19 protein-coding genes and 1 tRNA gene are annotated in these 22,369 nt (G+C 30.5%); 12 read left to right on the top strand and 8 right to left on the bottom strand.

Annotated features, from left to right (window positions below; translation table 11 throughout):
• Nucleotides 1-24 precede the first annotated feature (24 nt).
• Genes B5464_RS05825 through B5464_RS05810 form a run of 4 tightly spaced genes read left to right on the top strand, consistent with a single transcriptional unit; the run spans nucleotide 25 to nucleotide 5,653 of the window.
• A complete protein-coding gene (locus B5464_RS05825; protein ID WP_079737586.1) occupies nucleotides 25-1,509 on the top strand; it encodes a sulfatase in 1,485 nt (494 codons plus the stop codon).
• Nucleotides 1,510-1,559: 50 nt separating this feature from the next.
• Nucleotides 1,560-3,026, top strand: coding sequence for a sulfatase (locus B5464_RS05820; protein WP_079737585.1), 1,467 nt, complete (start codon nucleotides 1,560-1,562; stop codon nucleotides 3,024-3,026).
• Nucleotides 3,027-3,037: 11 nt separating this feature from the next.
• Nucleotides 3,038-4,474, top strand: a complete 1,437-nt coding sequence (locus B5464_RS05815) for a sulfatase (protein WP_172830861.1) — start codon at nucleotides 3,038-3,040, stop codon at nucleotides 4,472-4,474.
• A 48-nt stretch (nucleotides 4,475-4,522) separates the two neighbouring features.
• Nucleotides 4,523-5,653, top strand: a complete 1,131-nt coding sequence (locus B5464_RS05810) for a lactonase family protein (protein ID WP_079737584.1) — start codon at nucleotides 4,523-4,525, stop codon at nucleotides 5,651-5,653.
• Here B5464_RS05810 and B5464_RS05805 read toward each other — a convergent pair.
• A complete protein-coding gene (locus tag B5464_RS05805) occupies nucleotides 5,650-6,690 on the bottom strand; it encodes a GntR family transcriptional regulator (RefSeq protein WP_079738981.1) in 1,041 nt (346 codons plus the stop codon). The genes B5464_RS05810 and B5464_RS05805 overlap by 4 nt on opposite strands.
• Nucleotides 6,691-6,957: 267 nt before the next feature.
• On the opposite strand from B5464_RS05805, the gene B5464_RS05800 reads away from it, so the two are divergent.
• The 5 genes from B5464_RS05800 (at nucleotide 6,958) to B5464_RS05780 (ending at nucleotide 14,529) form a co-directional block, all read left to right on the top strand.
• Nucleotides 6,958-9,063, top strand: a complete 2,106-nt coding sequence (locus B5464_RS05800) for a bifunctional aldolase/short-chain dehydrogenase (protein ID WP_079737583.1) — start codon at nucleotides 6,958-6,960, stop codon at nucleotides 9,061-9,063.
• Nucleotides 9,064-9,149: 86 nt separating this feature from the next.
• Nucleotides 9,150-10,430, top strand: coding sequence for a sugar isomerase (locus B5464_RS05795; RefSeq protein ID WP_079737582.1), 1,281 nt, complete (start codon nucleotides 9,150-9,152; stop codon nucleotides 10,428-10,430).
• 9 nt (nucleotides 10,431-10,439) lie between these two features.
• Nucleotides 10,440-11,819, top strand: coding sequence for an FGGY-family carbohydrate kinase (locus tag B5464_RS05790; protein ID WP_079737581.1), 1,380 nt, complete (start codon nucleotides 10,440-10,442; stop codon nucleotides 11,817-11,819).
• Nucleotides 11,820-11,950: 131 nt separating this feature from the next.
• Nucleotides 11,951-13,096: an alpha-hydroxy acid oxidase gene (locus B5464_RS05785; RefSeq protein ID WP_077810450.1), complete on the top strand. Its 1,146-nt coding sequence runs from the start codon at nucleotides 11,951-11,953 to the stop codon at nucleotides 13,094-13,096.
• A 20-nt stretch (nucleotides 13,097-13,116) separates the two neighbouring features.
• A complete protein-coding gene (locus tag B5464_RS05780) occupies nucleotides 13,117-14,529 on the top strand; it encodes a cytosine permease (RefSeq protein WP_079737580.1) in 1,413 nt (470 codons plus the stop codon).
• A gap of 191 nt (nucleotides 14,530-14,720) precedes the next feature.
• Here the strand turns inward: B5464_RS05780 and B5464_RS05775 are convergent.
• A tRNA-Leu gene (locus tag B5464_RS05775) sits at nucleotides 14,721-14,802 on the bottom strand.
• A gap of 124 nt (nucleotides 14,803-14,926) precedes the next feature.
• Between B5464_RS05775 and B5464_RS05770 the strand changes: the two genes are divergently transcribed.
• From B5464_RS05770 to pth, 3 genes are all read left to right on the top strand, one after another.
• Complete coding sequence (locus B5464_RS05770; RefSeq protein WP_079737579.1) at nucleotides 14,927-15,868, top strand: ribose-phosphate pyrophosphokinase; 942 nt, start codon at nucleotides 14,927-14,929, stop codon at nucleotides 15,866-15,868.
• A gap of 19 nt (nucleotides 15,869-15,887) precedes the next feature.
• A complete protein-coding gene (locus tag B5464_RS05765; protein WP_079737578.1) occupies nucleotides 15,888-16,481 on the top strand; it encodes a 50S ribosomal protein L25/general stress protein Ctc in 594 nt (197 codons plus the stop codon).
• Nucleotides 16,482-16,629: 148 nt separating this feature from the next.
• Nucleotides 16,630-17,196 carry an aminoacyl-tRNA hydrolase gene (gene pth / locus B5464_RS05760; protein ID WP_079738980.1) on the top strand — a complete coding sequence of 189 codons (567 nt, stop codon included), beginning with the start codon at nucleotides 16,630-16,632 and terminating at the stop codon, nucleotides 17,194-17,196.
• Between the two features lies 1 nt (nucleotide 17,197).
• Here the strand turns inward: pth and B5464_RS05755 are convergent, their stop codons facing one another.
• The 6 genes from B5464_RS05755 to B5464_RS05730 all read right to left on the bottom strand — a co-directional run bounded on the left by B5464_RS05755 (nucleotide 17,198) and on the right by B5464_RS05730 (nucleotide 22,359).
• A complete protein-coding gene (locus tag B5464_RS05755; protein WP_077811398.1) occupies nucleotides 17,198-17,647 on the bottom strand; it encodes a 6-carboxytetrahydropterin synthase in 450 nt (149 codons plus the stop codon).
• Between the two features lie 167 nt (nucleotides 17,648-17,814).
• The gene (locus B5464_RS05750; RefSeq protein ID WP_079737577.1) at nucleotides 17,815-19,314 is read right to left on the bottom strand and encodes a GH3 auxin-responsive promoter family protein; all 1,500 of its coding nucleotides are present in this window, start codon (nucleotides 19,312-19,314) and stop codon (nucleotides 17,815-17,817) included.
• Nucleotides 19,314-20,180 (bottom strand): M23 family metallopeptidase, encoded by an 867-nt coding sequence (locus B5464_RS05745; protein ID WP_077810444.1) that lies wholly within the window; start codon nucleotides 20,178-20,180, stop codon nucleotides 19,314-19,316. Before B5464_RS05745 ends, B5464_RS05750 begins: the two co-directional genes overlap by 1 nt.
• Before the next feature lie 48 nt (nucleotides 20,181-20,228).
• Complete coding sequence (gene nadD / locus B5464_RS05740) at nucleotides 20,229-20,810, bottom strand: nicotinate (nicotinamide) nucleotide adenylyltransferase (RefSeq protein WP_077810443.1); 582 nt, start codon at nucleotides 20,808-20,810, stop codon at nucleotides 20,229-20,231.
• A 13-nt stretch (nucleotides 20,811-20,823) separates the two neighbouring features.
• Entirely contained in the window at nucleotides 20,824-21,408 is a 585-nt protein-coding gene (gmk, locus tag B5464_RS05735) for a guanylate kinase (protein WP_079737576.1), read from the bottom strand.
• Nucleotides 21,409-21,492: 84 nt separating this feature from the next.
• Complete coding sequence (locus B5464_RS05730) at nucleotides 21,493-22,359, bottom strand: YicC/YloC family endoribonuclease (RefSeq protein WP_231963655.1); 867 nt, start codon at nucleotides 22,357-22,359, stop codon at nucleotides 21,493-21,495.
• Nucleotides 22,360-22,369 lie beyond the last annotated feature (10 nt).

Raw genomic sequence — 22,369 nt, 5'->3', positions numbered from 1 at the left:
ACATAGATTTAAAAAGAAATCACCATGAAAAATTTACTTTTTTTATTGATTGTTGTATTTATGGTATCATGTACATCAAATACAAAAGATTTTAAAAGCCAAGAAAGCACTAAACCCAATGTGCTTTTTATAGCTGTTGATGATTTAAATAATTGGATTAGTCCAATTCAAAATTTTTCAAATGTAAAAACACCTAATTTTGATAGACTTGCAAAAATGGGAGTTACATTTACAAACGCCCATGTACAAGCTCCTTTGTGTGGCCCTTCTAGAGCATCTATAATGACTGGTTTACGTCCGTCTACAACTGGTATTTATGGGATGACGCCAGATAATAAAATTAGAAGACCAGGAAACCTAGCCACAAAAGACATTACGTTTTTACCAGAATATTTTGAGCAAAATGGATATCATACTATGGGTATTGGAAAACTATTTCATATTCATGCTCCTGATAGTGTTTTCAACGAATCTGGAGGACGTGTTAAAGGTTTTGGACCCTATCCTAAAAAACGTTTTGTATGGGATGGTTTCGGAAAAGGAATTAGAGGTACTCATGGAAGAACAAGTACAGATTGGGGCGCTTTTCCAGCAAAAGATTCTTTAATGCCAGATCATCAGTCTGTAAATTGGGTTGCAGAACGTTTAGATAAAGAATATGATAAACCATTTTTTATGGGGTTAGGGTTTTTACGTGTGCATGTTCCTTTGTATGTGCCCCAAAAATGGTTCGATTTATATCCTTTAGAAAACATTCAAACACCACCTTATAAATCAGATGATTTAAATGATATTCCGCCTGTTGGAATGCAAATTAACGATTTACCCATGATGCCATCAACAGAATGGGCAAAAGAAAGTGGTGAATGGAAAAAAATTGTGCAAGCTTATTTGGCATGTATCAGTTATGTAGATTATGAGTTAGGTAGAGTTTTAGACGCTTTAGAAAGTAGTAAGTATTCAGATAATACTGTAATTGTTTTGTGGTCTGACCATGGGTATAGATTAGGAGAAAAAGGAACGTTTGCAAAACACGCACTTTGGGAAACAGCTACCAAAGCTCCATTAATGTTTGCTGGACCTAATTTACCTAAAGGTAAAAAGATTGAAGCTCCTGTAGAAATGTTATCTATTTATCCAACTTTATTGGAATTAAGTGGTTTACCTGCTTACCAGAGAAATGAAGGGTACAGTTTAGTTGATATGATGCAACAAGATAAAGGACTTGCAGATGCAAAAGCGATCACAACTTTTGGGATGAATAACCACGCTATTAAAATGGATAAATATAGATATATTCAATATGAAGATGGAAAAGAAGAGTTTTACGATCATCATTCAGACCCAAATGAATGGAATAATGAAGCAGGAAATCCAAAATATAAGGCTCAAATAAAAAAAATGAAAGGCTTTTTACCTAAGGTAAACTCTAAATGGGATGCTAGTTCAAACTACACGTTTCAACCTTATTTTGTTGAGCAAAAGAAACGTGTTAACGCAAATAAATAAGTCAATTAAAGTAATTGGAACTGAAAGAAACAATTTAAGGAATTTAAATAATGAAAAGACTTTTTTTTTTGAAAATAGGGATTGTTATTATAGGGCTAACAAGTTGTGTTGGTAATAATAAAAAGACTTTAGAAAAAGTACATGATAATTTTCAAAAACCTAACATCATTTTTTATTTAGCAGACGACCAAGATGTTTACGATTATGGTTGTTATGGCAATGAGAAAGTTAATACAGCTGCTGTAGATCGTTTGGCAAAAGAAGGAATGTTATTTACCAATGCGTTTACAGCTCAAGCCATTTGTGCACCAAGTAGGTCTCAGGTTTTTACAGGTAAATACCCTGTTAAAAATGGTTGTTTTGCAAATCATACAGCAACAAGACCAACTATTGAAAGTGTAACTTCTAAAATGAAAAAGTTGGGTTATGAAGTGGTACTTGCTGGAAAAAGTCATGTAAAACCTTCTAGTGTTTACCAATGGGATAAAGAATGGTTGCCAGTTCCTAAAAAAGATGTTCCAAGAGCTTATATTCCATTAGATAGTATCAAAGCGTATTTTAAGAAAACCAAAAAACCATTTTGTATGTTTATCACCTCAAAATACCCACATGGAAAATATTTTGATGTAGAAAACGCAAAAACTGAAGATATTAAGTTTTATCCTTTTAATGAAAGTAAAAAAAATGATAAAGCCTTTATCCAGAAAAAAGCAGGTTATTATAGAAGTATTGCAGAAGATAATACCCAAATAGAAAAAGTATTAGAATTTGTGGATGAACATTTAAACGATAACACTTTGTTTATTTACAGTGCAGATCATGGTGTTTCAGGGAAATTTACAGTAAAAGATATTGGATTGAAGGTGCCTTTTGTTGTAAGATGGCCAAAAGTAATTAAAGCAGGAACTACCTCAAATAAATTGATACATTATACAGATGTTTTACCAACCTTTATGGAAATTGCAGGAGGAAAATCATCAAAAGATATTGATGGGAATAGCTTTTTGCCAATCTTACAAGGAAAAAATAATGCAATAAATCAATATGTTTACGGAGTAAGAACCAATCAGAATATTTTAAATTCAGAAGTTTTCCCATCAAGAATGATACGTAATCAGCGTTATAAATATATTCGTAATTTTAATTCCTTAGAAGTTGTAGAAGAAAACTTAACAGGAAAATCAAATGTAGATTATTTTATAAAACGAGGAGCTAATGCTTTTAAGAATGAACCTTTTGAAGAATTATACGATTTGCAGAATGATCCTTTTGAGCAAAAAAACATAGTTAATAATCCTGAGTTAAAATTAATAAAAGAAAAATTGGTAAAAGATTTGTTTAGCTGGATGAAAACTCAAGGTGACTTTTTAAATGAAGAAAAAGGAAATATGCCTTTAATTACGGCAAAAGGAAATAGAGGTTTTAAATTAGATAAAGATACACCAAGACGAAAAATTCCTGATTCGATAAAAAATACATTATTAGAAGAAGATTATAAGATTATAAAACATTGGTAATAATCAGATATATGAAAACAATAACTAAACTTTTTTTACACTATTTAATAATTAGTGTTCTATTAATTTCTTGTAAAACTGACAAGAAAGAAGTTGCTATTAACACAAAAAAGACACCAAAAAATATTTTATTTATTGCGGTTGATGACTTACGACCAGAGTTAAATTTTTATGGAGCAAAACACATTAAATCTCCAAATCTGGATAAATTGGCTAGTGAAAGCCTTGTATTTGAAAGAGCTTATTGCAATATTCCTGTTTGTGGTGCCTCAAGAGCGAGTTTATTAACAGGAATGAGACCTACAAGACATCGTTTTATAAACTATAAAACGAGAGCAGATGTAGATGTGCCTTATGCTATTTCTTTACCAAAGCTTTTAAAACAAAATGGTTACACAACAATTTCAACAGGTAAAATTTACCATACTAATGAAGATGATGGCCTTTCTTGGAATGAAAGATGGTTTCCAAAAGGAAATATTCGAAACTATCAATTAGAAAAAAATATAGTGGAAAATGGTAAAGCCAATTTAGCTATGGGAGGTGCCAGTGCTTTTGAAATGGCAGCTGTAAATGATACTGCTTATTTTGATGGTAAAATAGCTCAAAAAGGAATTGCTGATTTAAAGAAACTTAAAAATAGTAAACAACCTTTCTTTTTGGCATTGGGTTTTATGAAGCCGCATTTACCATTCAACGCACCAAAAAAATATTGGGATTTATATGATAGAAATACAATAGAACTTCCTGAAAGTTATCTCCAACCAAAAACGACACCCAAAAAAGCATTTCACAACTTTGGGGAGTTACGTAATTATGGAAACATACCTAGAAAGGGACAAATTTCTAATGATTTGGCAAAAGAATTGATTCACGGTTATTATGCATGTGTAAGTTATGTTGATGCTCAAATTGGTTTGGTTTTAGACGAATTAAAACGTTTGGAATTAGAAGACGATACTATTGTAATTTTATGGGGAGATCATGGTTGGAATTTAGGCGACCATAAATTATGGTGCAAACATGTCACCTTTGAAACTGCTTTAAGAACGCCATTAATCATTAAAGTTCCAGGAAAAACTAAAGGAACAAAAACAGAAGCCATTACAGAATATATCGATATTTATCCGAGTTTGACAGAATTAATTGGTTTAGAAACTCCAGATACTGTTGAAGGGAAAAGCTTTGTGCCAATCATTAATGGTAAAGACTCAGATAAAGATTGGGCAGTATCTAAATTTAAAGATGCTGTAACCCTGATTAAGGGCGATTTATTTTACACAGAGTGGACAAAAGATGATGGTATTGCTTATGAAAGAATGTTATTCGACCACAAAACAGACCCTTTAGAGTTAGATAATCTAGCTGAAAAGCCAGCATATCAAGAAAAAGTAAAAGCACTGGCTTTAGAATTAAGAGAAAAGTGGGGAAAAGATTTTTTAAAATAAAGAAAAGTGAAGAAATTACAACAGATTATAACATATATATTAAATCTTATGTTTAAAAAGACAATCTTATTTTTGTGTTCAACAGTTTTTTTATTTGGATGTAAAACAGTTCAAAATAAAACGTTACTTTTTATTGGAAGTTTTACAGATAAAAAACCTGGAGAAGGTATTCATGTTTATGAATTTAATACAGAAACAGGAGAAGCTAATTTAACTTTTACACTTGACAATATTACAAATACGTCTTTTTTAAAAATCTCTAAAGATGGTAATTACTTATATTCTGTGGTAGATAGCCAAATGAAACACAATGGTAAAGTTGCTGCTTTTAAAGTAGACGCAATAAATTCTAAAATAGAGTTGTTAAATATGCAAGATTGTGGAGGATTAAATCCTGCACATTTGGCAATTGATAATTCTGGAAGTTATTTAGTAAACTCTAATTATTCAGATGGTACTTTAAGTCTTTTTAAAATAAAAGAAGATGGTGGTCTAACAAAAACAACTCAACTGTTACAATTTAAAGATAGCAGTGTCATCAAAAGTAGACAAAAATCTTCTCATATGCATTCTGCTAATTTTTCTCCTGATGATAAATATGTTTTTGGGCACGATTTAGGTGCAGATAAAATCAGAGGTTTTCAACTTGAAAATAATCAAGGAAAAGTTTCTCTAAAAAATCCCAAAGTAATTAACGTTAAACCAGGTAGTGGACCAAGACATTTTGTGTTTCACCCTAATGGGAAATTTGGATATTTAGTTAACGAATTAAGTGGTAAAGTTGATGCATACAACTATAATAATGGATCTTTAGATTTTATTGAAGATTATGCTACTTATCAACAAAAACAAGATATTTACAGAACAGCAGATATTCATATTTCTCCAGATGGTCAATTTTTGTATGCTTCTAATCGCGGGCAAGAAGAAAATACTATTGTTGTGTTTTCTATCAATAAAAATAACGGAAAATTACAACTTATAGAGCATGTAGATACAGCAGGAAATCATCCTAGAAATTTTGCGATTTCTGATGATGGCAATTTTTTATTAGTCGCTAATCAGTTTACAAATAATATTACAATCTTTAAAAGAAATATAAAAACAGGAAGTTTGACTAAATTACCAAATCAGATTACAGTTAATAGTCCTTCTAGCATTCAATTAAAAAGTTATTAAAGAGATTCTCTATCAATAAAATTAAAAGGAACTTTAACTTTACCTTTAGTTTTATTTAAGATCATTTCTGCAGCAGTTTCTCCCATAACTTTAAAATCTGTAGATATAACAGTAATTCCTAAAAGTTCTTTTAACGGAGTATCATTGTAAGAAATAACACCAATATCTTTACCTAGTTTAAATTCGTCTTCTCTAGCTTGTTTTACTAAGTTTACCAAGTCAGATTCTTCTATGGTAATAAATAAATCTCCTTTTATTAAAATCATGTCATCGTAGATTTTGTCAAGTATTTCAAAATCTAAATTATGCTCAACACAAAATTTTCTAAAACCATGCAGTATTCTTCTAGGATAAGGATAAACAGCTTTTTCTGGATATACTAAAATTATTTTCTTGTAATTTTTAATTTTGTTTACGCCTTCGTTAAGTGCGTTGTATATATCATTTTCAAAATCTTGATAAATTTGTATTAAGCTATCGTGTATATTTTCTTTTATGTTGTCTAAGATGATTAATTTTTCATTAGGAATTTTTTGTATTGTTTTTAAAACCTTTTCTGGTAAACTAATATGTTTAGAGTCTTCAGTTTTAAAATGAGGCATTATAATAAAATAATCGTAAGCTCTTTTGTTTTTTTCTATTAAGTTTAAAAATAACGTTTCGTCACAGTGATAGATGTGCAAATCTGTATGAGAATTAGCACCAATACTATCTATAAAGTGATTGTAAGTTCTAAGTTTGTATGAGCTTAGTTTGTTTACCAAAAACAAAATATTAACTTTAGATATTAATTTTGTTCTAGATATATAAAACCCTTTACCTCTAATAGAAGTAATAATTTTACGTTCTTTTAGTATACTATATGCTTTTTCTACGGTATCTCGAGATAAATTAAATTCTTCACTAAGCATGTTAATTGAAGGAATTTTTTGATCCATAACAAGTTTATCGCGAGAAATATTATGAATAATAGAATCTATAATCTGTTGATATTTTGGTACCCTAGAGCTTTCTTCAATTGTTATAAGTTTTAACATATCCATAATGTAGAAAAATATTGTTTTTTAAACGTGTTAATAAACCAAAAGTAATAAAAGCGTTATAATAATAATCAGAATACCATAAAGAACTTCCTAAAAACTATAATCTTACAAATAATTAAGGGTTTAAAAATTAAAACTAAATGTATATTTATAGGTTAATTTAAGTATTTATCTCATTTTTTATTTATTGCGGTATAGTACAGGATACAAAAGTTTATATTGAAATCTATATTTGAACTATAACTTATCACTTACAGAACAATGAAACAAACAAAACAAAGTTTTAAATACGTTGATTATTTATGGGACGAAGAAAAAGCCTTATCTCTTGGAGATAATCAAGTAGAATTATTTTTATATCGCTCAAACATCTTAGGGTCTGATTTAAGAATTACAAATTATGGAGGAGGAAACACAAGTTGTAAAACTATAGAGAAAGATCCATTAACTAATGAAGATGTAGAAGTTATGTGGGTTAAAGGTTCTGGTGGAGACATTGGTACTTTAACACGTTCTGGAATTGCAGGTTTGTACACAGAAAGATTGCGTGATTTGAAAAATGTATACCAAGGCTTACATGATGAAGATAGAATGGTTGCCTTATTTAATCATTGTATTTACGATTTAAATAGTAAAGCACCTTCTATAGACACACCTTTACATGGTTTATTACCATTTGCTCATATAGATCACTTACATCCAGATGCTTTAATAGCAGTAGCTGCAGCAAAAGACAGCGAAAAAGTTACAAAAGAAATTTGGGGAGACACAATGGGTTGGGTGCCTTGGCAAAAGCCAGGTTTCGATTTAGGACTACAGTTAGAAAAATGTTTAGCAGATAATCCAGGAATTAGAGGTATTGTTTTAGGTAGTCATGGTTTATTTACTTGGGGAGATACATCTTATGAGTGTTACATAAACAGTTTAGAAGTTATTGAAATGGCTTCTGAATATATAGAGCAAAAATTAAAAGAACAAGGTGAGGTTTTTGGTGGTCAAAAAGTAGAAAGTTTACCTAAAGAAGAGCGTTTAGAAAAAGCAGCTCAAATTATGCCTTTGTTAAGAGGTTTATGTTCTTCTGAAAATAGAATGATTGGTCACTTTTCTGACACTGATGTTGTAATGCAATACATTAATAGTCATGATTTAGAAAGATTGGCTCCAATGGGTACTTCATGTCCAGATCATTTCTTAAGAACAAAAATTCAACCTTTAGTTTTAAGTTTAGATAAAAATGAAGATTTATCTGATTCTGAAGCTATTTTAGCAAAATTAGAGCCTGCGTTTGCAGCGTATCGTCAAGAATATGCAGATTATTACAATACTTGTAAAAAAGATAATAGTCCAGCAATTAGAGATGCGAATCCTGTTATAATTATATATCCAGGAGTTGGTATGTTTAGTTTTGCAAAGAACAAACAAACAACAAGGGTTGCCAGTGAATTTTACATCAACGCAATTAATGTAATGCGCGGTGCAGAAGCTATTACCGAGTATACATCTTTACCAAGACAAGAAGCTTTTGATATTGAGTACTGGTTATTAGAAGAGGCAAAATTACAACGAATGCCAAAAGAAAAGCCATTGTCTAGAAAAGTAGCAGTTGTTACAGGTGCAGGTGGTGGTATTGGTAAAGCTATTGCAGATAAATTAGCAGCCGAAGGTGCAAATGTAGTATTAACAGATATTAATGAAGAAGCTTTAGTAGAAGCGAATGCAACGTATGCAAGAGATGTTTCTTCTTATGCTGTTTGTGATGTTACTAATACAGATTCTATTGCAAGTGCTTATAAAAAAGCAATTATAGAGTTTGGTGGTGTAGATGTGATTGTTCACAGTGCTGGTTTAGCTATTTCTAAACCATTAACAGATACTACAGATAAAGATTGGAATATATTACAAAGTATTTTAGTTAAAGGTCAATTCGATTTAGCAAAGCAGTTTGCATTAATTGTTCGTAAACAAGGTTTAGGAGGGGATTATATTGCGATTGCAAGTAAAAACGGATTAGTAGCAGGACCTAATAATGTGGCCTACGGAACAGCAAAAGCTGCGCAACAACACATGGTACGTTTATTAGCTGCCGAATTAGCTAAAGATAAAGTTAGAGTAAATACTGTAAACCCAGATGGAGTAATTGTTGGAAGTAAAATTTGGGAAGGTGCTTGGGCCGAAGGTAGAGCAAAAGCAAACGGTATTACTGTAGAAGAATTACCAGCTTTCTATGCAAAAAGAAACTTGCTAAATGAAATTATTACACCAAATGATATTGCTAACGGAGTATTCTCTTTAGTAGGAATATTAGATAAGTCTACCGGAAATATTATAAATGTAGACGGTGGAATGGCAAATGCTTTTGTGAGATAATATTTTAATTTGAATTAAGAATAAGACTTCTGTAAATCTTAAGCAAGTTTATAGAAGTCTTACTTAATTAAGAACATAATATAAAAATGAAGATCAATCAACCACAAATATCTGATTACAATCAGAAATCGTTAAAAGATCATAATGAAAATTTCGATTTTTTATCAAATAAATTAACAAAAAAAGGTAAAGATGTTAATAGCATTGTAGCTAAACTATCAGAGTTTCAAGTGGCAATACCAAGTTGGGCATTAGGCGCAGGAGGAACTCGTTTTGGACGTTTTTCTTTTTATGGTGAACCATCAAATTTAGAACAAAAAATAGAAGATATTGGTATCTTACATAGTTTAACACAAACTGCAGGAGCTGTTTCTTTACATATTCCTTGGGATATTCCTTCTGATTATGCTGCAATTAAAGAAAAAGCAGATGCTTTAAATATAAAATTTGATGCTGTAAACTCTAATACATTTCAAGATCAAAGTGGTGCTAAAGAGAGCTACAAATATGGTTCATTAAGCAACGTAAACAAAGCTGTTAGAGACCAAGCTATTCAACATAATTTAGATGTAATTAAAATAGGAGACAAATTAGGATCTAAAGCTTTAACAGTTTGGTTGGCAGATGGTTCTTCTTTTCCAGGGCAAAATAATTTTCAGACAGCTTTTCAAAATACACAAGATAGTTTAATAGATATTTACAAAGGTTTGCCAGATGATTGGAAAATGTTAGTAGAGTATAAGCCATATGAGCCAAACTTCTACAGTACAGTTATTCAAGATTGGGGTGCTTCTTTAATGTTAGCTAACGGGTGTGGAGATAAAGCTTATACATTAGTAGATTTAGGACATCATTTACCAAATTCTAACATAGAACAAATAGTATCTATATTGCAATTAAAAGGTAAATTGGGTGGTTTTCATTTTAATGATAGCAAGTACGGAGATGACGATTTAACAGTAGGTAGTATTAAACCTTACGCTTTATTTTTAATTTTTAACGAACTAGTGTATGGTATGCAAAACAATCCTCAAAATCCTGATTTAGCGTGGATGATTGATGCAAGTCATAATATAAAAGATCCTTTAGAAGATCTAATTCAATCATTAGAAGCAATTCAAGAAGCATATGCAAAAGCAATGCTAATAGATCAAGATGTTTTAAGAGCAGCGCAGTTAGATAATGATGTTGTAAAATGTCAAGAAATATTGCAAGAAGCATACAGAACAGATGTTCGTCCTTTATTAGAAAAGGCAAGATTAAATTCAGGAGGTGTAATAAATCCTATAGATGCTTATAGAACTTTACAAGTTAGAGATCAATTAATAAGAGAAAGAGGAAAAAACACGATAGCTACGGGTCTATAAAAAATTCTTATGAAACAAAAAGTAACTGCAGTTTTCGATATTGGAAAAACAAATAAGAAATTTTTCTTATTTGATAAAGATTTTAAAGAAATCCATAAAGAGTACACTTCTTTTGATGAAATTAAAGATGAAGATGGTCATCCAACAGAAGATATTCATGCATTACAAAACTGGTTAAAAGAAGTTTTTTACAAAATATTAAAGTCAGAAAAGTTTAATGTGAAAGCAATAAACTTTTCTACTTATGGTGCAAGTTTTGTTCACTTAGACGAAGAAGGAGAAATTCTTACACCTTTGTACAATTATACAAAAGAAATTGATAGTGAAATTGTAAATCAATTTTATGATAAATATGGTAACGATCAAGAGTTAATTAGAACAAGCGGTGCATCTAGGTCTGCGGGTTTACTAAACTCTGGGTTGCAATTGTATTGGTTAAAGTACAAAAAACCAGAAATTTTTAAAAAAATTAAGTATTCTTTACATTTACCACAATACCTAAGTTATATTTTTTCTGGAGTGCCTCTTAACGAGTATACAAGTATTGGTTGCCATACAAATCTTTGGAATTATGAAACCAAAGATTATCAAGATTGGGTATATCAAGAAGAAATTCACAAAATCTTACCACCAATAGTTTCTACAGAAACAAGTTTAAATATGAACTATAATGGTAAAAGAATTAAGATAGGAGTTGGAATTCATGATAGTTCTTCTGCTCTTTTACCTTACGTTAGAAGTATAAAAAAACCATTTGTTTTAGTTTCTACAGGAACATGGAGCATCGCTTTAAATCCATTTGTAGATAAACCTTTAACAAAAGAAGATGTAGAAGCAGATTGTATTAATTACATGAGAATTAATGGTAAACCTGTTAAGTCTTCAAGGTTGTTTTTAGGAAATGAATATAAAATTCAAGTAAATAAGTTGTCAGAAAAATTTAATGTTGATAAAGATTATCATAAAACAGTTGAGTTTAATTATGACGTTTATTTTGAAGTTTTACAAGATTTTAAGCATTCTTTTAAATGGGAATCTTTTCAAGATAAAGATATGCCCGAAAAAACAAAATATTTGTATAATAATTTTGAACATGCGTATCATCATTTAATGATAGAGCTTGTAAAATTGCAAGTAGATAGTATTAAAACAATTGCCGATACACAAAAAATAGACAGATTATATGTAGATGGTGGTTTTACAGACAACGATATTTATATCAAATTATTGTCACATTATTTAAGAGGCATGAAGTTAAGAACCACAAAAGCATCATTAGGTTCTGCTTTAGGAGCTGCAATAGCAATTTCTGATACAAAATTAAATTCTAAATTTTTGAGAAAAAACTATGCTTTAAAGAAACACGTTCCTTTTATAGTTAACGATTAAAAAAAGGTATTCTTTAAAATTTAAAAAACTCAAAAAAAAGTTAATTACATAATTTTAAATTTTAATAAAATCTTGTAGATAGATTTTACTTAAAATTCTAAAATTGAATATTTATTTTACAATACAAAACCATGGCTATAAAAATAGATACGCGCTATCCATCAATCGACGATTTAAGAAATAAAGCTAGAAAAAAAATACCAAAATTTGCATTTGAGTATTTAGATGGTGGCTGTAATGAAGATGTAAACCTTATAAGAAATACTTCAGAAATTAGAGAAGTACAATTAAAGCCAAATTATTTACGTAATCATGGTGGGTCATCAACAAAAACTAAACTTTTTGGTATAGAATACGATGCTCCTTTTGGTATTGCACCTGTTGGGTTACAAGGTTTAATGTGGCCAAATTCTCCAGAGATTTTAGCGAAATCAGCTTTTGAACACAACATTCCGTTTATCTTAAGTACTGTTACTACAACTAGTATTGAAAGAGCTGCAGAGTTAACAGAAGGTAAGGCTTGGTTTCAACTATATCATCCAACAGAAGATAGTTTAAGAGATGATATTTTAAAAAGGGCAGAAGCAGCAGAATGTCCTGTTTTAGTAATTCTATGTGATGTGCCAAGTTTTGGTTTTAGACCAAGAGATATTAGAAATGGTCTAGCAATGCCACCTAAAATGAACTTAACTAATATCTTACAAGCATTTGGAAGACCTCATTGGAGTTTACAAACTTTAAAGCATGGAATTCCTAATTTTGCTAATTTATTGCCATACATGCCAAAAAATTTAGACTTAAAACAGTTAGGTAAGTTTATGGATCAAACCTTTTCTGGTCGATTAAACGAAGAAAAAATAAAACCAATTCGCGATATGTGGAAAGGTAAAATAGTTTTAAAAGGTGTTGCTTCACATTATGATGCAGAACAAGCAATACGACTAGGTTTAGATGGTATTATTGTATCTAACCACGGTGGTAGACAATTAGACGCCGGTGAGTCTACAATTAAACCCTTAAAATCTATTGCAGAAAAATACGGAGATCAAATAGAAGTAATGATGGATAGTGGAATTAGATCTGGTGTAGATGTTGCGAGATCTTTAGCTTCTGGCGCAAAATTTACTTTTATGGGACGATCTTTTATGTACGGAGTTTCTGCTCTTGGTAATAAAGGAGGTAACCATACTATTTCTCTTTTAAAAACAGAGTTGCAACAAGTAATGGAGCAAATATGCTGCGAACGAGTAGAAGATTTCCCTAATCATCTAATATAATCATTCAAGAAATAAAATAAATGAGCCAAGTAAGTATAGAATCAAATCAAGTAGAAGAAGCAGTAAGTGGAGAGTTCGAAAGAGAACCGATACCAAATTCTAAGTTAAAAGGATGGAAAAGTTTTATAGGTATGTATGCAGGAGAACATGCTGCAGGAACCGAATTTATGATAGGTCCACTTTTTTTAACAGCAGGAGTAAGTGCTTTTGATTTGATTGTTGGTTTACTTTTAGGTAATTTGTTAGCAGTACTTAGTTGGCGTTTTTTAACAGCAGAAATAGCTGTTAAAAACAGATTAACATTATATTTTCAGTTAGAAAAAATATGTGGTAAAAAATTAGTTACAGGTTACAATTTAGCCAATGGTATTTTATTTTGTTTTTTGGCAGGTTCTATGATAACTGTATCTGCTACAGCGGTAGGTATTCCTTTTGATATGCCTATGCCAAAACTAGATGATACCTTACCAAATGGAATGACTTGGATTATAATTGTAATTGCTATAGGTGCAGTTATTTCTATAATTGCTGCAAAAGGATATGATACCGTTACAAAAGCTGCAAATTGGATGTCTCCTTTTATTGTTTTAGCTTTTGTAGCTGCAGGTATTGTAGCTCTTAGTCAATTAGGAGTAGATAGTTTTTCAAAATTTTGGGCAATTTGGGGTGATGGAGGAGAACCTTTTCCTGGACAAACAAAATTTACCTTTTGGCACGTGGTTATTTGGTCTTGGTTTGCTAATGGGGCAATGCATATTGGTATGTCAGATTTATCTGTTTTTAGATTTGCAAAAGAGGCAAAAGCGGGTTGGACAACTGCTGCAGGAATGTATGTTGGACATTATATGGCGTGGATAGCAGCAGCTTTACTTTATGCTGTATATTTAAAATCTCCAGAAGCTCTTTCTTATCTAAGTGAAGGTAATGCACCTCCAGTAGCTCCTGGCCCTATGGCATACAACGCAATTGGAGTTTTCGGAATTATAGCGGTGGTTTTAGCAGGATGGACAACTGCAAATCCAACAATTTACAGAGCAGGTTTAGCTTTTCAGGCTATTTTACCTAAATTGTCAACAGCTAAAGTTACTATAATTGCGGGTGCAATTGCTACAGTAGCTGGGTTATTCCCTGCATTTGCTATGAAGTTATTAGGCTTTGTAGCTCTATATGGGTTTATTTTGGCTCCCTTTGGTGCAATTATTGTATTTGAGCATTTCTTTGCGAAAAAGTTTGGAATTCAAAAAAATTATGCAGAATTAGCTGGAATCAAAATTAATAATGCAGTACTATTTGCATGGGCAATTAGCTTTGGTCTTTTCTATTTTATATCTGTTCAATTCGATGTTTTTTTATCTTTTGTAACATTACCAGCATGGTTACTTTGCGGAGTTTTATTTATAATTTTCAGTAAAAGAATTCAAAAAAGGAAATAATTATATTTATAATGGAAAAATTAAAAAGCCCATTTATTTTAATGTATTTAATTTTAATACTTCCTTTTGAAATTACAAAAGGGAAAAAAAGAAGAGTAAAAAAAAGAATTAAATTTTTACTTAAGAATTTTTTTTAAGTTTTATAAAGTAATAAAAAACCTCAACTTTTAAAGTTGAGGTTTTTTGTTTTGTACTCAAGGTGGGAATCGAACCCACACTCCCGAAAGAACTGGATTTTGAATCCAGCGCGTCTACCAATTCCGCCACTTGAGCATTACTAATTCCGATTGCAAATGTATTAAATTATTTTATTTTAAAGTATATAAATTAATTTCAAACTAAATAAATAATTTCTACTTTTGTGCCCTTACAACAACACAATCTAAATAACAACTAAATGCCTACAAATCAATTAGCACCAAAACTTTTTGCCTGCAGACAAAGTACAGTTTTGGCAGAAAAAATTGCAAAAGAATACAATACAACACTAGGAAAAGTTAAAACAACATACTTTAGCGACGGAGAATTTCAGCCAGCATTCGAAGAATCTGTTAGAGGAAGAAGAGTATTTATAATAGGTTCTACTTTTCCTAACGCAGATAATTTAATGGAAATGTTGTTAATGTTAGATGCAGCTAAAAGAGCATCTGCAAGACACATTACTGCTGTAATGCCATATTTTGGTTGGGCAAGACAAGATAGAAAAGATCAACCAAGAGTTGCAATTGGTGCAAAATTAGTAGCAAACCTATTACAATCTGCAGGTGCTACTAGAATAATGACAATGGACTTACACGCAGATCAAATTCAAGGTTTTTTCGAAAAGCCAGTAGATCATCTTTTTGCGTCAACTATTTTTATGCCATATATAAATAGTTTAAAGTTAGAAAACTTAACAATAGCATCACCAGATATGGGAGGTTCTAAGAGAGCATACGCATATTCTAAACACTTACATTCTGATGTTGTTATATGTTATAAGCAACGTAAAAAAGCAAATGTAATTTCTCATATGGAGTTAATTGGTGATGTAGAAGGTAAAAATGTTATTCTTGTTGATGATATGATAGATACAGGAGGAACACTAGCTCATGCAGCAGATTTAATGATGAAAAGAGGTGCTTTAAGTGTACGTGCAATATGTACACATCCTATACTTTCTGGCGGTGCGTACGAGAAAATAGAAAACTCTGGTTTAACAGAATTAATAGTTTCTGATACAATTCCTCTAAAAAAGGAGACTTCAAAAATAAAAGTTGTATCTTGCGCGCCCTTATTCGCTGATGTTATGCACAAAGTTCAAGATAACACATCGATTAGCGGACAATTTTTAATGTAAATAATTAATAAAAAAAGTAATGAAATCAATTACAATTAAAGGATCAAAAAGAGAAAGCGTAGGTAAAGTATCAACAAAAGCCTTACGTAATGCTGGTATGGTTCCTTGCGTTATATACGGAGGAGATAAGCCAGTGCATTTTTCTGCAGAAGAAAAAGCGTTTAAAAACTTGGTGTACACTCCAAATGTATACACTGCAACTATTGATGTTGATGGACAAAAAATTGCAACTGTATTGCAAGATATCCAATTTCACCCTGTAACAGATAAAATTTTACACGTAGATTTTTATCAGTTATTTGATGATAAAGAAATTACAATGAATATTCCTGTAAAATTAACAGGTACTTCACCTGGTGTATTAAATGGTGGTTCTTTACGTTTTACAAACCGTAAATTAAGAGTAAAAGCTTTACCAGCTAACTTACCAGACTTTATATCAGCAGATATTTCTTCATTAAAAATTGGTAATAAATTATTTGTTACTTCTTTATTTAATGATGATTATACTTTTATGCACCCAGATAACACGGTTGTTGTACAAGTTAGAACTTCTCGTAATGCAACTGTTTCTGCAGATGAAGACGAAGAAACTGAAACTGCTGCTGAATAAATTTTAGCAACAAAAATAAATATAAAAGCGTTACAATTTTGTAACGCTTTTTTTATACCTTTTAATTTCTTCTTACTTTTGAAGTATGAATATCTTAAGGTTTTTTAAAAATCTATTCGGTTTAAATTTAGAAACGAAAGAACAACTAATGAAAAAATTTTTAATTGTAGGTTTAGGTAACGTTGGTACTAAGTATGATAATACACGTCATAATATTGGTTTTAAAATTTTAGACGAACTTGCAGAAGAACATAAAGCTACTTTCGAAACAGAAAAGTTAGGTGATATTGCTGATTTTAGGTTTAAAGGAAGAATATTTATCCTTTTAAAACCAAGTACATTTATGAATTTAAGTGGGAAAGCGGTTAAATATTGGATGGATAAAGAAAAAATTGCTGTAGAAAATATTCTAATTGTTACTGATGATGTAAATATAGATTTTGGAACCATACGTTTAAAAGCGAAAGGTTCTGCTGGTGGACACAATGGTCTAAAAGATATTCAAGAAAAATTAAACACTCAAAAATACCCAAGATTTAGATTTGGTGTAGGTGCAAATTATCCTAAAGGAAGACAGGTTGATTTTGTTTTAGGAGAGTGGAATAAAGAAGAAACCAGCCAATTGATAGAGCGTTTGCCAACATCAGCAAAAGTTGTCACTTCTTTTGGTACAGCTGGTTTATCAAATACTATGAACGCTTATAACGGTAAATAGTTTAGTTTTCGTTAGCGTACCATTCTGCAAAACTAGAATCTGTTTCTTGTAATTTTATAGAATGTAATTTGATATTGTTAGGCAATCTATTTTTAATTTTCTCAGCAAAATCAATTACCATCATTTCACTTGTTGGTTGATAATCTACTAATAAAACATGATGACCTCTGTCTATTAGTTCTTTTGCAAGTTCTAAATGAGGTGTGTTTTTATTAAACACAGTTGCATGATCAAAAATGTCTACAATTTCTTCATTAACAATCTTTTTTAAATCACCAAAATCGATTACCATTCCAAATTTTACATTTGTATTGTCAGATATCGGTTGTCCAGAAACGGTAACAGATAATTTATAAGAATGACCGTGTACATTTTTACATTTACCATCATAACCATATAATGCGTGCCCTGTTTCAAAATTGAATTGCTTTGTAATTCTAATTGTACTCATTTGTATTTTATTGCTGTTTTTAGTGTAAGAACTAAATCTAACCAAATTTAAAATTTGATTTTATGTTAACGTCGTCTGTTTCTGTATTTGTTGTAAAAGTAAACAATTACTAGCACTACAGCTAAAACTAAAAATAAATAATCTCCTCCCATTTTGTATATATGTTGTTATTTTTCTATTATAAAATTATCTAAAACATCTGCAATTTTTCTGTTGTCAGAAAGTTGAGGTATTTTATTTTGTCCGCCAAATTTACCAATAGATTTCATGTACTCATGAAAACCACCTTTTTTAACTTTTCTAATAATTAACGGACGTAGTATTTTGCCTTCTATTAAATCGAAATAATAGATGTTTTGAGCTTGCATAGAAGCATCTACTTTTGCAGCAAATTCTTTTATGTTTTCTGGTTCGTTTTCAAACTCTATAAACCATTCGTGATATGGCAAGCCAGAACTTGGGTTTACTTGTGGTGCAACCGTAAATTCGCTTATATTTATAGTTGTTCCTTTTATAGAATCATTTAATGCCTTTTCTACTTCTTTACCAATAACATGCTCGCCAAATGCAGAAATAAAATGTTTAATTCTACCTGTAACTTTAATTCTATAAGGTTTTGTTGATGTAAATTCTACCGTGTCGCCAATATTATAACCCCAAAGACCTGCAGTAGTGTTTAATATAATTACATAATTTACCCCAATTTTAACGTCTTTTAAAGAGATTCTTGTTGGGTTTTCATCAAAGAATTCATTTGCCGGAATAAACTCGTAAAAAATACCAGAATCTAGCTGTAAAAGCATTCCTTTTGCTGTTTGAGAATCTTGGTAAGCAATGAAACCTTCGGATGCAGGATATAATTCTATATAATCTATTTTTTTACCAATTAAACTTTCAAATTTATTTTTGTAAGGCTCAAAATTAACACCACCGTAAATAAAGAAATTAAAATTAGGAAATAATTCTGATACAGATTTTCCTGTTTTCTCAATCAGTTTTTCGAAATACATTTGCACCCAAGACGGTATACCGCTAATTACAGACATATCTTCGTTTACTGTTTCATCTACAATCGCATTCACTTTTGTATCCCAATCTTCTATACAGTTGGTATCCCAACTTGGTAATCTGTTTTTAAGTAAGTAGTTTGGTACATAATGAGCAGCAATACCACTAAGTCTGCCAAGTTTTACGCCATTTTTATCTTCTAAAACTGGGCTTCCTTGTAAAAAAATCATTTTACCATCAACAAAACTTGCATCATTTTTTTCTGCAATATAAAATAGCATTGCATTTCTTGCCGCTGTAATATGTGTTGGCATCGATTCTTTAGTAATTGGTATATATTTAGCACCAGAAGTTGTACCAGAAGTTTTTGCAAAATATAATGGTTTCCCTGGCCAAAGTACATTTTCTTCTCCGTCAACAATCCTATCTACATACTTTCTTAGTCCTTCGTAATCTTGTACTTTAACTTGTTTTTTAAAATCTTCGTAATTAGAAATGGTATCAAAATTATGATCAATACCAAAAGCAGTTTGTTTACCCTTAGAAATTAAGTTTTTAAAAACTTTATCTTGTGTTTTATGCGGTTTATTGGCCCATTTATAAACCTTTTTGGTTGCAATTTTAGCAAAAGGAATGGCAAAAAAAGATTTAATACTCATTATTTAAAATCTATAAAGTTTGTTGGGTTTATAGCGTAACCACCTTTCCATAGTTCGAAATGCAAATGTGGTCCGGTAGAAAGTTCTCCTGTAGAACCAACGCTAGCAATTACTTCGCCAGATTTTACAAAATCACCTTGTTGTTTTAGTAAATTACCATTGTGTTTGTAAACAGAAATAAAATCTTTGTTATGTTTTAAAATAATTACATAACCAGTTTCTGCGCTCCATCCAGAAAAAATAACGGTTCCTTCTGCGGCAGCTTTAACAGGTGTGCCTGTTTTAGCTATAATATCTAGTGCAAAGTGTTTAGAATTAGCATCAAAACTTTGTGAAATATTTCCTTTTAAAGGTGCGAAAAAAACAATTTTAACGCTGCTGTTAGAGTTGTTTAAAATACTAAAACGAGTTTCTCGATCTATTTTTTCTCTGTACAAAGAATCTTCTTTGGTTGCATCTAATTTGCTTTCGTCTATTGTAGTTTGTCTTGCTTCAATTTGAATAGAATCAATTTCTTCTGAACTTATCTCTCCCGTTAAAACTGGTTTTAAAGCTTTTGTATAATTTTCTAAAATAGCCAACTTTTGCTTTAAAGAATCTGCTTCGAAAGTAAGCTTTAAAGCATCTGATTTTAGTTTTGAAGAAGAATAACCAGGTATATATTCTTTAATTGGTGTAAAAGCTATTAATAATGTGGTTAAAGAAATAAGTAGAATAGAGAAAATTCCGCCTAAAACAAATACATTTAAACGAGATAGTTTTAAAGAAAAACGTTCTTCAAAAGTATTTTCGTTTAAAACAACCAACCTATATTTATCGGTTAGTTTTTGTTTTAATTTTCCTTTTTTTTTATCCTTTTTAGCCAAAGTATTTATTTTGAATATTTACAAATATACAACGAATTTAAAGTGAAATTATTTTCTATAAAAATTCATTTCATCTATGTACTGCCAAACTTCATTGGTTAAAAGTGGTTTCATATTTTTATTGTCTTTAATTCCGTTTCTAATCATTGTAGAAGAAATTTGAACAATTGGTGCAGCTACTTTTGTGATTTTTGGGTGATTATCGAATTGAGAATCTATTTTGCCTTCTGCAATTCTTGGGTAAACATAAATATTATGATGTTCTAAAATGGTTTCGTAATTTTTCCATTTATGTAAGCTTTTTAAATTGTCTTCTCCCATAATCAAACAAAACTCTTTGTCTTTATACATATCAGAAATATGTGCTAAGGTGTGTACTGTGTAGTTTGGTTGTGGTAGTTTAAATTCGATATCAGAAGGTTTAATTTTGTCATATGCTTCCGTTGCTTTATAAACCAATTCTAAACGATGGTGATTGTCTAGCAAAGAACTTTTCTTTTTAAAAGGATTATGAGGTGTTACAACCATCCAGATTTCATCTAAATCTGAATTTTCTACCATATGATTGGCAATTATTAAATGCCCAATATGAATAGGATTAAAAGTGCCAAAATATAAACCAATTTTCATTTTAATAGAAGTTTTATTTCTTTAAATCTAAAAAATCGCTAACCAAATCTTCTGCTTCTTTTAAAGCAACATCTAGTTCGTAATTTTTGATGATTTTATCAAACTGTGGTGCTGTTGCCAGTTCTACAGATGCTTTTGCTACGCGCATGTTTATTTTGTCTTCACTTTCTGTAGAGCGTTTTTTTAATCTTATTTTAAGTTCGTCTACACTTGGTGGTTTTACAAATACAGATAAAGTTTCGTTTGGAAATTTCTTTTTAATTCTAAGGCCACCAACAACATCAATATCAAAAATTACATGTTTTTTAAGCGCCCAAATACGTTCTACTTCAGATTTTAAAGTTCCGTAGAAATTATCTCTATAAACTTCTTCCCATTCTAAAAATTCGTCGCCTTTAATTTTACTTTTAAAATCTTTTAAAGAGATAAAATAGTAATCTTCACCATCTTTTTCTGCTCCTCTTGGTTCTCTAGAAGTAGCAGAAATAGAAAACTCTAAATTAAATTTTTCTTGTTTTAATAAATGACGAACAATTGTTGTTTTTCCTGAACCAGAAGGTGCTGAAAAGACGAATAATTTACCTTTAAATTCTGACATAAATGTTTAATTTTTGTCATTCTGAATAGATTTCAGAATTATATGTTATTAGTTTTAAACCAGTATTTTGGTTTATTTTGATGCTTAAAGTACGTTTAAGATTTGCTCTTTAATTTGCTCTAATTCGTTTTTCATTTGAATTACCGCTTTTTGCATCGGTGCAAAATTTGCTTTAGAACCTGTAGTGTTAATTTCTCTACCCATTTCTTGAATTACAAAACCTAATTTTTTACCGTTAGAGTCTGGTGTAGCCAATGTTTCTAAAAAGTAATCTAAATGGTTTGCTAAACGAACCTTTTCTTCGTTTATATCTAATTTTTCTAGGTAATAGATTAACTCTTGCTCAAAACGATTTTCGTCTGTATCTACTTTTAAATCGTCTATAGCCTTTTTTAAACGTGCTTTTACGTTTGCTATTCTATCGCCATCTAAAGCTTTTACTTCTTCTAAATACATTTTAATATTTGCAATTCTTTGCTTAAAATCTATTTCTAAAGAAGCGGCCTCGTCTGTTCTATATTGTACAATTTCTTTTATGGCAACATCTATATTTTCATCAATTAGATTCCATTCATTTTCATCTAATTCTTCTCTTTCTGTTTTTAATGCATCTGGCATTCTAACAGCCATTTTTAACAATTCTACATCGTCTGTAGAACCAGTTTGCACAACATTTCTTAATTGTTGTATGTATTCTTTTACAACACCATGATTAACAGTTGTAGAAGTCTCATCTGCAGTCATCTCTACAAATATCGAAAAGTCTACTTTTCCACGAACTAAGGCAGCTGCTAATTTTTTACGCACAGGTAATTCTTTTTCTTTATAATAAGAAGGAATTCTAACGTTTAAATCTAAATTTTTACTGTTTAAAGATTTAATTTCTATAGTAACTTTTTTGGTAGGCAATTGTAATACTGCTTTACCATAACCCGTCATAGATTGAATCATAAAATCATCA

It is taken from the genome of Polaribacter sp. KT 15 (genome assembly GCF_900143115.1).
GTDB lineage: Bacteria > Bacteroidota > Bacteroidia > Flavobacteriales > Flavobacteriaceae > Polaribacter > Polaribacter marinaquae.
Note: the sequence above shows the minus strand (reverse complement) of the source record. Positions and strands in the feature narration are given on the sequence as shown.